The sequence below is a fragment of the Chitinophagaceae bacterium genome, from assembly GCA_016713085.1.
GTDB lineage: Bacteria > Bacteroidota > Bacteroidia > Chitinophagales > Chitinophagaceae > Lacibacter.
On sequence record JADJPV010000002.1, the window covers coordinates 1372266 to 1384693 of the forward strand.

Here is a 12428-nt window from a genome sequence, read left to right on the forward strand (position 1 = left end):
TTAAAAAGAATAAAAACTCTTTGCGTTGGTATAAAATATCTTTTCTCTGTCGCTTTCGTTTGCCAGTTCGTTAATGATGTCCTTATAAGATGTCCATGTTGTAATATAACTGCCTGCTAATAATGATACCGGCCAATCACCACCGCAAAAACAACGGTCAGTTCCAAACTGATCAATGATAAATTCAATATAGGGTTTGATGTCTGCCGCTTTCCGGTTTTCAAAGTTGCCTGATGCGGTGCCTAATCCAGAAATCTTTGCATATAAATTTTTATGCTTTGCTGCTTCCTTCATCAGTTCACCCCAAACACCGAATCTTTCTTTCGTTGCAATGGGTGGTTGATTCAAATGATCAAACACCATCCTCAAAGCGGGAACTTTTTCTGCCACTTTAAGAGCTGTTTCAATATGCGCCGGTAATATTCCCACTATTTCATAAGGAATATCATGCTCCGCTAATATCTTCAAACTGTCGATCACTTCCGGTTGCAGCAACCACTTTGGATCCGCTTCATCATGAATCAAATGACGTACACCTTTAAAATATTTTTCTTTGCCATATTTCCTTTGCAATGCTTTCAACGTTGCATCGGGGTCAGTTAATGGCAGCCATCCAACAATACCTGCAATCCAATCTGTATTCTCAGCTACATGCAGCATCCAGTCGGTATCTTCAAAATTATTGGCAGCCTGTACTAATATTCCGCTGCTGATACCCATTTCCCTTCTTTCGGTTTCGAGCTCTTCAATACTGTATGTACGGTTGAGGATTGTTGTATTATTTTTCAGCCATGCATAATCAGCACGGTTAAAATCCCAGATGTGAATATGTGTATCCGCAATCATCGTATAAATCTTAAGAAAGCAAATTAATTACTTCCTTCCAATTGTTTAATTAATCCAAACTGCTGTTCTATTTCTTTATTATGCTCGCCCAGTAAAGGAGCACCTTTAGCTGATAATAACAATTCGCCATCCACCCTTAACGGACACCTGGTTGTGGTAACAGATAAACCATTACTTGTTTTTACCGTTACTTCCATATTCAATACCCTGTATGCTTCTTCTTTTGACAAACTATCATAATCCAATACAGCCGCACACCAGATATCAGCTTTCTCTAAAATTTCCAGCCAGCTGGCGGTTGATCTTGTTACTAAATGATCAGCCAGTACTTTTTTTATCTGATCCCTTTTACTGAACCAATCGTTCCAGTCAATGAACTGTTTCAATGGTTCACATTGCAGCAATTCTGCCATAGCGGGAATATTCGTCATTGCCAATGCAATGTAGCTATCATTTGTTTTATAGATGCCATAAGGTGCAGCAATGTAAGCATGAGCACTGTTCACTGCTCCTCTTACAGGCAGTTGACGCCCATCATTGTAATAACTGGTGAGTACTTCAAACTGGAAATCAAGAATACTTTCAAACATACTCACCTGTATCAATGCACCTTCTCCGCTGATTCCTTTTTTATATAATGCCGCCAGTATTCCCTGTGCAACATGTGTTCCTGCCATTATATCAACAACGGCCACACCCATTGGTGTTGGATCCTCATCATGGTTATTACTCAACCATGTTAAACCTGATGCTGATTGCAATAAGAGATCCTGTCCCGGCAAATCTTTCCATGGCCCTTCCGTTCCATATCCGCTTACTTCTGCATATACGATACCGGGATTAATCTGCTTTACCGTTTCATAATCCAACCCGATACGTTCCATTACGCCGGGTCTGAAATTATGCATCATCACATCGGCTTTTGCCAGCAGCAGTTTTACTTTCGCCAAGTCATCAGGGTTTTTTAAATCAGCTGCATAGCTTTGTTTATTTCGGTTGATGGCATGAAAAATGGTTGATTCGCCTTCAATCATCACATCGGAAACATATAACTCACGGCAGATATCACCAGTTCCCGGCCGCTCCACTTTAATCACCTGTGCGCCCATATCTGCCAAGCGTAATGCTGCCGATGGGCCAGATAAAAACTGGCTGAAATCAACAACGATAATATCCTGTAGTAAATTCATTGTTCTGTTTCTAATTTATAAAATCATGATGCAGCTGTTCATTGTGCTCACCTAATTGCGGTGCAGGTTTGCCGGATACTAATTTTTGTCCGTTAATCCTGATCGGGCATCTTGTTGTGATGATTTCTTTATCTGCAACTTTAATCAGCTGTTCCATATCTAAACTCTGATAAGCCTCATGATTGGTCATCATTTCCCAGTCAAATACTTCCATTGCCCATAGCCCCTCTTTTTGTAAATCAGTTAACCATGTATTGGTCGTTTGTTTGATAAGATGATCAACCAGTACTGTTTTGATTTCATCCCTTGCTGAAAAAGCCTGGTCTTTTGAAAACTGCTTTAATGCATCGCAATGAATGGCGTTAGCAAGTACATGAATATCGATCATGGCCAATGCAATAAATCCATCGGCTGTAGCATAAATTCCATAAGGCGCACTCAGCAAGGGCTGACCATTGGCAACCTTACTCCGTTTCGGTTGCTGATGTGTTGCATAATAAGTGGTAAGTAATTCAAACTGGAAATCGAGTAATGATTCCATCATACTGATTTCAATCAACGCACCCTTTCCTGTTTTTTGCCGACGGATCAATGCACCCAGAATTCCCTGCACGGCCTGTGAGCCTGCTAAAATATCTGCAACAGAAATACCAAAAGGTACCGGCCCGTTTGTTCCGTTACCTGTAGTAAATGCAAGACCAGCTAAAGATTGAACCAGTAAATCCTGACCGGGTTTATCCTTCCATGGGCCCTTTGTTCCATAACCTGAAATTGCTGCATATACCAAACGTGGATTAATTTCCTGTACTGTTGTATAATCCAATCCATTCTTCCCCATTACTTCAGGCCTGAAATTATGTATGAGCACATCGGCCTTTACTATGAGTTTTTTTATAACTGCGAGGTCTTCTTTGTTTTTCAGATCAGCAGTAAAACTTTCTTTATTGCGGTTGATGGTATGAAACAGTAAGGAGTTATCATCGACCCATAAATCTTTAATCGCTAATTTCCTTCCGGCATCACCACCTTTGGGTCGTTCTATTTTAATCACTCTTGCACCAAGATCGGCCAAACGTAACCCTGCTGAAGGCCCGGATAAATACTGGCTGAACTCAAGCACCACCAATCCATCTAAAGGTAAATTCATCATAAGCTGCCTGTTAATTGTTTATTCAAACTCTGCTGATAAATTTTATTCATTTCATTCAAAGCAGTTGCAGGATCACCATCTTCCATTAAACATTGCTGCAATGGATTTCCTGCATGATCCTGGAAATGCAGATAACCATTGTAACGTGGCCGCATATAACCATTGTCCATGATGGGTAATACCTGTTTAAAAAAATCATTTGTTAACTGATTGGCTTTCTCATCAAGCCATGCAGAGCGGTGCCCCGGTTGCCCGTCGTTCTGTACATAGATTGTCCGCTGGCATTCACCCGATACAGCCATGGCTGCAAAATCAATCGCCACATCTTTATGTTTACAGAATGCAGATACCGACAAACCTGTTCCGCCAATGGTTGTCCGCAGTTTTGTATTATTAAACGAAACAACATCTGTATAATGCAGTAGATATTCTGCAAAACCTGCTCTTGAATAATTACTGTAACAATATGCAAAGGGGCAATACCAGTAATCGTTGGTTGAACTCATCAGTTCAGCAACAGCAATGGGATTGCAGGTAAACATTTTGCGATCAACCAGGCTGTACAATTGTTTCATTGTGTTGATAGCAAGAATCCCTGTTTCTCTTTCAATCACATCTTCTTCTGTTTGAAACGGTTCCTGTCCATGTGCAATGCAGAAGGTATAAAAGTTCATCAGCAAATCAATCGGAATAGCAGGAACTGCTACTTTGCCCTGTTTTGCAAGATCAAGTACATCATTCCATGTTTTCGGAATTTCTTTCAGTAAATCTTTCCGGTAACTGGCAGCAGGCGTTGCTGCATCAATGGCCAGTGCCCATTGCTGATGAATATAATTATAACTGCTATGCGAAAGACCAACTGAATTGGCCTGTTGATCATTTAAATATCCTGCTGGTAAATATTTATTCAGCGGCATAACACATTTGGTTGCTGCTGCACAGCCTACCCAGGGATGATCAATGATAAGCAGGTCATATTCTTCTGTCAATTTTTCAATGGGGAAATCAGCAAATTCCTGGAGTGTTCTTTTCTTCCACCTGATTTCAACATCAGGATGCAGTTCGTTGTAACGTTGGGACACAGCCAGCAAGGGCGAAATGCCCCTGCTGTGTCCCCATGTGATGCCGTTCAAAACGATTGCTGCCATTTTTAAACGTTGCTTTTTTGAACCAGTAATAGATGTTCACAGATCATCACCAGTTCATTGTGCTGGTTGAAACATTCCACGAGTTCTGTTACCAATCCATACTCCGGTTTTTTATGGTCTTTCTTGTCTTTAATTGTAATGATGACTTTAATTGTATCGTTGATGAACACCGGTTTCGTAAAACGCAGACGTTCGTAACCGTAAGTCATGGAAACCTCATTCACAAAATCTGCCGTTAAACCAATGGCAACAGTAAAAATGAGTGTGCCATGTGCAATGCGTTGTTTAAATGGTTGGGTTTTGCACCATTCTTCGTCCATATGATGAGGGAAAAAATCGCCTGATTGTCCGGCATGGATAACGATATCTGTTTCCGTAATGGTTCTGCCCTTTGTTGTACGGAGATCGTTCAGTTGAAATTCTTCAAAGTATTTTTTTATAAACATGGCGCTCAATCAGTTTTGTTCATCAGATCTGGTTGATTCAACCGGTCATCTCTGAAGTATCAGCAGTAACAGTTGGGAGAAGGTTTGAGGTGGAAGCAGATGCGAAAGCTTTAACCAATCATAGCAGCCTTATCACAATCGTTATGCCCTGAATATTTTCATTACGACAATACCGGGATTTTCAGAAGTTGAAAGTAATACAGGAAGGCGGGGGATTCAATGGAAGGTTTTACTGAAATGATGGAATATCTTACCATACATCTAAACAGCCGTATCCTGTTTATCGGGTAAAAATCAATGCTTTTGAATGAACGGAGTTAAAAAGCGGGTACTATTTTACTTAATTAATTTAAAAATCATCTGCGATTGGCTGATCGGTTAATTAAGGCAGATTGCTTAGTATATAAAGAAAAACTCACCTGAACATTTGATGTAAACAGGTGAGTTTTTGTATACTCCGTTCAATTGTAAGAAAAAGACCGTTTTAATAGTCTTTCTGAAGTTGAGCGGAGAGAGAGGGATTCGAACCCCCGGAGGCTTTCACCTCAACGGTTTTCAAGACCGCCGCATTCGACCGCTCTGCCATCTCTCCGGCGCAAAAGTACGGTTACAGGTAATTTGTCCCAAAAAATACTGTGAAATAAAAAAGCAGGCGGCTGAAACAGCCGCCTGCAAAGGGTTTCAGCGAAAAAAAATATCAGGAAGATGCTGAAGATTCTTCTACTTTGTCAATTACTACCACGAGGTCAGTCAAACTTACAGTGATAGGAATGGCTCCTAATTGTACCACTGCGTTCTTACCACGAAGTTCTTTTACAATCCCAACCTGGCGGTTCTTCATCATCTTTACTTTTACTCCGGGCTTAATTTCACCGCCAACTTCCTTAAACTTTGCATCCAGCTTTTTATCCTTTTTCTCGGCTACCTGTTTTTGTTTCTGGTTAAACAGTAATGCATTTATCTGCTTCATCACCTCCTGCTTATTATCACTCCGTTTCCATTCCTGCACAATCGCTTTCAGTTTCCTGTCCATATCTTTCAAATAAGCAAGCCGGTCTTCGGTGATCTTATTTTGCTGCTTGAGTAACTCTACCTGCTGTTCATGCTTTTCTTTGTTGAGTACCTGCTGCATTTCTTTTTTAAGCCGGTCGTTTTCTCTCAACAGTTGATTGAGCTCTTTTTCTTTCTTTTCAATATGACGCAGATCGCTCTCAGCCGTGTTTAATAATTTATCTAACCTGAAATGATCTTCTTCAACAAGTTTTCTTGCACGTTCAATCAGAGCTTTATCCAGTCCAATACGTTCAGCAATGGCAAACGTGTAGGAACTTCCGGGCTTGCCAATGATCAGGCGGTACAATGGCTGCAAACTCCGTTCATCAAAACTCATAGCACCGTTGATAATACCCGGTGTATGGTTGGCCATTACTTTCAGGTTGAGGTAATGCGTTGTTACAATTCCAAGCGAATGTTTTTTCACTAATTCCTGTAAGATTACTTCGGCAAAAGCGCCACCCAAATTCGGATCACTTCCACTTCCCAGCTCATCGATAAAAAACAACGTACGGCCATTGGCTGTTTCCATGAAATGTTTCATGTGCAGTAAATGACTGCTGTAAGTGCTGAGATCATATTCAATACTCTGCGTATCGCCTATGTGAATCATCACCTGCTTGAACAATCCAAACTCACTGTCTGGATGAACCGGCACCAGCAATCCGCTCTGCACCATCAGCTGCATTAACCCAACAGTTTTCATGGTAACCGTTTTACCACCGGCATTGGGACCGGAAATAACAAGAATGCGATTCTTATCATCCAGTTTAATTTGCGTAGGTATTGTTGGCTTGCCGTTCTTTTTATTGTACAGTAACAGTAACGGATGATAAGCATCTCTTAAATAAATCACCGCTTTATCACTCAACATAGGATAGTTTGCCTGCATGGCAACGCCCAGTTTTGCTTTGGCATGAATGAAATCATACTCGCCAAGTATTGTGTGATAAGTTGTCAGCAACGAAGCATAAACAGAAAGTTGAGATGTTAACTCACGGAGGATACGGTACACTTCACGTTTCTCTTCATTTTCAAGACTAAAAATATCATTGTTCAGTTCAATTGTTTCTTCCGGTTCAACAAAAACCGTTCTTCTTGTTTCACTTTCGCCATGCAGAATTCCTTTTACCTGCCGTTTCTGTTCTGCAAACAAAGCCACTACCCTTCTGCCGCTTAAAAATGATTCTTCAATATCTGCCACATAACCCTGCTTCTGTAATTTCTTCAGCACTTTTTCAAACTCCCGCCGCAACTCATTGCGTTTTCTGTACAGATCCATTCTTATTCTTCTCAACTCTTCACTTGCATCATCTTTCACCACACCGCTTTCATCCAGCACATCATTGATCAGTTCAAGAATTACTTTTTCATAATAGGTTCCTTCAATTACATTGGTTAAAGCAGGATAAGCCGAGCGGCGGTCTGCATCAAACCAACGGAATATATTCTGCGTATTCACTGCCAGTCTCCGGATCTGCACCAGTTGTTCCTCAGCCAGCACTGCCCCTGGAATTCCCACCAGTTTTAATTCTCTTGAAAGATTCAGGATATAATCATTAGGGAAATACTGTGCCTGTTCCAGCAACAGCTTAAATTCATAACTCTGCTGCAGTTCCAGCTGGATGTATTCCTTTTTTGTATGGATGCGGAGTTCCTTCGCCTTTTCTTTTGCGTACTCCGTTTTGCAATGTTCATGCAATAAAGCCTTCACTTTATCAAATTCCAGCTGCACTAATGCCGATTCAGGGACAAATTTTATCACAGAAAAGCCTCTTTTTTGTTGCCGGCAAAGGTAATTCTATTCATCGTTCGTTGTGTCACTCACTTGTACGTCAGTATCACTGTGAAACAGTCCTCTCAGTGTGTATATCCCTTTTCACCACAGTTTTCCTTTACTGCAGATATGTGAACATCAATATTTCATATCATTGCGAAACAAAACTGCTGATTTTATGCGTTTCTTTTTTCTGTCCCTGCTTCTGTTCCCCTTCCTTTGCGAAGGCCAATCTTTGAGCTATGAAGATTCTCTTTCAAATTTTCAACAGCAATATGTAAAAGATCATGAAGTGGTGACTGACAAAAGCAAAAAAAGAATGAACTTTTTCCCTGTAAGTAATGAGTACAGAATAACAACCGTATTTGAACGAAAAGAAAACAGTCCCTGGTTTTTAATGAATACATCCGGAATTGAAAAAAAGCAATACAGGGTTTACGGCATCATCCGTTTTTCAGTACACGACACTCCCGTTCAGTTGCAGGATTATCAGTCAAAATCCTTAATGGGTTCAGAAAAATACAAAGAGCATTTGTTCATTCCCTTTACTGATAAAACTTCGGGCATTGAAACCTATGGCGGCGGAAGGTATATTGACCTGTTAATTTCAGATATTACCAACAACCGTTATGTGATTGATTTCAACAAGGCATACAACCCATACTGTGCATACACAACGGGGTATAACTGCCCCATACCACCACAGGAAAATGATCTGGCGATTACCATTTATGCAGGTGAAAAGAACTTTGGCAAACACTAAATATGGTTTGTTCAGGTTTTAAAACGGCTGCTGAACAAACAGTTTATCACAAACGTTAAAGCGATTGTAAAATCCTTAAATTGTCAGCCGCAATACAAAGCCGGGAAATCTTCTGGCACAATTTTACACGTAAATTGCATATTGCTAAAAACGACAAACGATTATGTGGAGTAAACTAATTTTAAGTATCAGTGTTGCGGCTGGCTCGTTTCAGTTATTGTCCTGTGCAACAGGTGAAAGTAAAAACAGAACTATGAATGATAATACAAAGCTGACCGCTTTTGCAGGGGGTTCGTTACATGAATCAGAAACAGATACGGCCACTTTTGGTGCAGGATGTTTCTGGTGTGTGGAAGCTATTTTTCAACAGGTGGATGGAGTATTGAAAGTCAGCAGTGGGTATTGCGGCGGGCATGTTATTAATCCAACCTATGAAGAAGTATGCAGTAAAACAACAGGGCATGCAGAAGTGGTGCAGATCATCTTTGATCCGAAAAAAGTTTCATTTGATGAACTGCTTGAAATCTTCTGGCAAACACATGACCCGACAACTCTGAACCGTCAGGGCAATGATTCTGGCCCCCAATACCGCAGTTCAGTTTTTTATCATGATGCCGAACAAAAAGCAAAAGCTGAAAAATACAAAGCAGAACTGGATAAAAGCGGTGCATTTGACAAGCCGCTTGTAACAACAATTGAAGCTTACAAAAATTACAGCGAGGCGGAGAATTATCATCAGAATTATTACAACATGAATAAGAACTCTAACCCTTATTGTTACTATGTTATTAAACCCAAGCTAGATAAGTTTGAAAAAGTATTCAAGAATAAGATGAGGAAGAATTAAACTAAAACAGCCCTTGTTAACAAGGGCTGTTTTTATAAGAGACCAATTACAATTTTACATTTTAATAATTTTCTGCTGCAACAGCTCCTTCCCTTTGCGTACGGTTAAAACATAGTTACCGGCGCCCAAATTACCCAACCCGTTTACTGAAAAATTATTGAAGCCTTTTTGAACAGGATTATTTTTACTGTACACAATACGACCGTTAAAATCTACTATCTGAATCATGACCGTTTCATCAGTCACAGACTGAAACTGAACCGTTGCCTGATCATTTACAATTGATGGATAAACTTTAAAAATTGCTTTTGATTTATTGCGGTTTTCAAACCTTAAAACATTACTGTATGAAAGCTGCCCGGATATATTCACAATTTTTATGCGGTAAAAAGCAATATCACCAGTATAGGCATCATACAGACTATATTTGACTTGCCCTTCATTAATACCTGTTTTGCTGAAAGCAGTAAACACCATATCAGTTCCCGCTCTTTCTGCAATTACTTCCTGCACTTTTGAAGGTTCATTTAATTCATATTTCAATTCAACACGATTATCCTGTGCGGTTCCGCCAAAATAGATAAGTGAGTTTACAGACAAAATACCCTGATGCTCATATTCAAATTTTTTGAAATAAAAACTTCGCAATCTCGATGCACTTGCATTTGATGTATTGTCTGCACCCACCCGAACTGATAGTGAACTTATTCCGGCATTAACGGATGTGAACATGACCTCTTTACTTGTAGTATCAATACCCGGATAATTACTTGCAGCATTATTTTTGCCCCGTACCCATGATCCTGATTTAGACATGGTGATTTCACCACCTAACATCTGATACATTGTATAACCGGTAGTATTATGCACTTCATCGAATTCATATAATGGCAACCCGCCATATTTCTGACCATCTACGTCAATTGGCGTAATAGGGATCTCTACCTGAACAGAAGGATTAAGTGTACCTGCCTGATAAAAATCAATTCTGAATTCGATATATCCATTGGAAAAAGCCGGCACAGATATTACCGGTTGCAGCGCTTCAGTAAATCCTCCTGAACCGTCAATGTCTGTTAATGATATACCACCAGTTATATTTATGATGGTAACCCTTGCATCGGTTCCTGACTTTACATTTTGATACAGGTAAACTGCACCAATCTGAAGATCGGTACCAGATTCATGTGTTCTTGAAGTAAAAGAATAATCAGGTTGGGAAGTGGCTTGCTGTAAAACAAAAAATAAAAATAAAAAAAGCAATAGCTTTTTTGAAATGGGTAGAATTCCATTCGTCTTCATAGTAGGTACTGTTTAATTACTAATAGGGTTTACGAATGATTTTTCCGGATATCTACGATTCAATACAACGATGTCATAAGTGTATTGTAAGACAAACCTAAATGTTAACCCTTATAAATGCAAGCAAAATCAGACAAAATTTGCAGAAATTACTGTAACCAGCCGTAAACAATAGTAAATGTCCGTATTGATATTCGTAAAACTACCTGATTCGAGTTTTACGGAGTTCAAGCCAATTGAGAGCATTGGGTTTAAACCCTTTTACGTTTGGCTGAACAAGATGAATGACCATATCATACCAAAGCGGAACAACAGGAGGATTGTCCATCAGCATCTGATCCATTTGCTGATATAACCGGTAACGTATTGAATCATTTGGTTCCCTGTTTGACTGTTCATATAATGCATCGAAAGAAGTGTTATGATAACGTGTATAGTTTGGAGGTGCAGGATTCTTGCCATAAAAAACACTGAAATAATTTTCAGCATCGGGGTAATCAGCAATCCAGCTGGCTCGGAAAAACAATGCTTCGCTTTTAGAAGTTTGTGTAAGCAATAAACTTTTTTGAACAGCTTCTACTTTTACATTCAATCCAATATCCTGTAATTGTCTTGCGATATAACTTCCCAGGTCGGCATAGATGGGGATGGTGAGCAATTTTATTTCAGGCATATTCTTCATTGATCTGAAACCTGCCTGCTGCAGCAGGGATATTGCCTTTTCTTTATTATATGTATAACCTTTTACAACCGTTGTATCAAAGCTGGGTAAACCCATTGGCACAAAACCACTTTCTGCTGCAGTACCAATTGAGTTGCAGAGGTACAGCATCATCTTTCTTCTGTCGAATCCATAATTAATAGCCTGCCGGATTGCTTTCAACCGCAGCGGAGATTTTTTAACCAGTTCATTGGTTGAGTCAACCAGTATACCGATATACTCAATATTTAAATAAGGATGTTTGTTTAAAATAATCTTATTCTTCCAGCTATCTCTCAGCTCTCCTTTTTTATTCAGCACTTCATCTTTAAATGAAGGATCAATATCATTGATGAAATGCACTCGTCCCTGCCTGAACTCAAGAAACTCACTTGCTTTATTATCCAAGAAAGTAATTTTTATTCCATCGAGATAAGGAAGATGAAAACCTGTACTGTCTGTTTCAAAATAATTTTTATTCTTTACCAGGATCAACGCCTGACCTTCTTCCCATGCTTTGTACTGAAAAGGGCCGGTGCCACAGGGGTTGCGGCGAAAATCAGTTCCATACTTTTCCACCACTTCTTTCGGTACAATGGAGCAATACACATTACTCAATACTCCAAGTATCTGCACAAACGGTTTTAATAAATTAATCTGGAAAGTAGAATCATCTACCGCAACAAATCCTTTTTCTGCATCGACTCTGTTATTAAAGATCCAGGCACCCGGGCTGGCAGTATTCTTATCCATCAACCGTTGAAAACTGTAAGCCACATCAGCAGCAATCATTTTCCTTCCCTTTCCATTTGGGAACACTTCATGATCATGAAAGAACACATCTTTCCGTAAATGAAACACAATACTCAACCTGTCTGTACTGATATCCCAGCTTTTGGCCAGTGATGGAATAATGTGCAACTGTTCATCTGTTTCAACCAGTGTATTATAAAGCTGATGGGTTGCCCAGATTACAGATTGACTTTTTGCAAATGCAGGATCAAGCGAACTGATTCCGCTCACTTCATTGTAGCGAAAGAAGTTCTCCTCATTTTTCTTTGCTTTCCCACAAGATGAAAGGAACAGAAATGAAGAATAAAAAATGAAAAATGAAAAATAAGAAAGGTAAACCCTGCCAACTGCCAACCTCCATCGGCCAACACTGCTTTCCTTTCCTGTATTTTTAATCATCTGCATAAGAATTAC

10 protein-coding genes and 1 tRNA gene are annotated in these 12428 nt (G+C 39.7%); 2 read left to right on the forward strand and 9 right to left on the reverse strand.

From position 1 onward, the window contains the following. From IPK31_18825 to IPK31_18855, 7 genes are all read right to left on the reverse strand, one after another. Positions 1 to 846, reverse strand: a complete 846-nt coding sequence (locus IPK31_18825; protein MBK8089805.1) for an amidohydrolase family protein — start codon at positions 844 to 846, stop codon at positions 1 to 3. Between the two features lie 23 nt (positions 847 to 869). After that, entirely contained in the window at positions 870 to 2036 is a 1167-nt protein-coding gene (locus IPK31_18830) for a CoA transferase (GenBank protein ID MBK8089806.1), read from the reverse strand. Between the two features lie 10 nt (positions 2037 to 2046). Beyond that, positions 2047 to 3186, reverse strand: a complete 1140-nt coding sequence (locus IPK31_18835; protein ID MBK8089807.1) for a CoA transferase — start codon at positions 3184 to 3186, stop codon at positions 2047 to 2049. Beyond that, positions 3183 to 4334, reverse strand: a complete 1152-nt coding sequence (locus tag IPK31_18840) for an extracellular solute-binding protein (GenBank protein MBK8089808.1) — start codon at positions 4332 to 4334, stop codon at positions 3183 to 3185. Before IPK31_18840 ends, IPK31_18835 begins: the two co-directional genes overlap by 4 nt. Positions 4335 to 4336: 2 nt before the next feature. Then, the gene (locus IPK31_18845) at positions 4337 to 4780 is read right to left on the reverse strand and encodes a dehydratase (protein MBK8089809.1); all 444 of its coding nucleotides are present in this window, start codon (positions 4778 to 4780) and stop codon (positions 4337 to 4339) included. 507 nt (positions 4781 to 5287) lie between these two features. Continuing rightward, positions 5288 to 5372: transfer RNA gene (locus IPK31_18850), tRNA-Ser, on the reverse strand. 105 nt (positions 5373 to 5477) lie between these two features. Then, the gene (locus IPK31_18855; GenBank protein MBK8089810.1) at positions 5478 to 7595 is read right to left on the reverse strand and encodes a DNA mismatch repair protein MutS; all 2118 of its coding nucleotides are present in this window, start codon (positions 7593 to 7595) and stop codon (positions 5478 to 5480) included. Positions 7596 to 7788: 193 nt separating this feature from the next. Between IPK31_18855 and IPK31_18860 the strand changes: the two genes are divergently transcribed. Together IPK31_18860 and msrA are read left to right on the forward strand one after the other, a co-directional pair. Then, positions 7789 to 8373 (forward strand): DUF1684 domain-containing protein, encoded by a 585-nt coding sequence (locus IPK31_18860; protein ID MBK8089811.1) that lies wholly within the window; start codon positions 7789 to 7791, stop codon positions 8371 to 8373. Positions 8374 to 8536: 163 nt separating this feature from the next. Continuing rightward, positions 8537 to 9220 carry a peptide-methionine (S)-S-oxide reductase MsrA gene (gene msrA / locus IPK31_18865; GenBank protein ID MBK8089812.1) on the forward strand — a complete coding sequence of 228 codons (684 nt, stop codon included), beginning with the start codon at positions 8537 to 8539 and terminating at the stop codon, positions 9218 to 9220. 54 nt (positions 9221 to 9274) lie between these two features. Here the strand turns inward: msrA and IPK31_18870 are convergent, their stop codons facing one another. Both IPK31_18870 and IPK31_18875 read right to left on the reverse strand, forming a co-directional pair. Then, positions 9275 to 10522 (reverse strand): T9SS type A sorting domain-containing protein, encoded by a 1248-nt coding sequence (locus IPK31_18870; protein MBK8089813.1) that lies wholly within the window; start codon positions 10520 to 10522, stop codon positions 9275 to 9277. 202 nt (positions 10523 to 10724) lie between these two features. Continuing rightward, positions 10725 to 12413, reverse strand: a complete 1689-nt coding sequence (locus IPK31_18875; GenBank protein MBK8089814.1) for an ABC transporter substrate-binding protein — start codon at positions 12411 to 12413, stop codon at positions 10725 to 10727. Positions 12414 to 12428 lie beyond the last annotated feature (15 nt).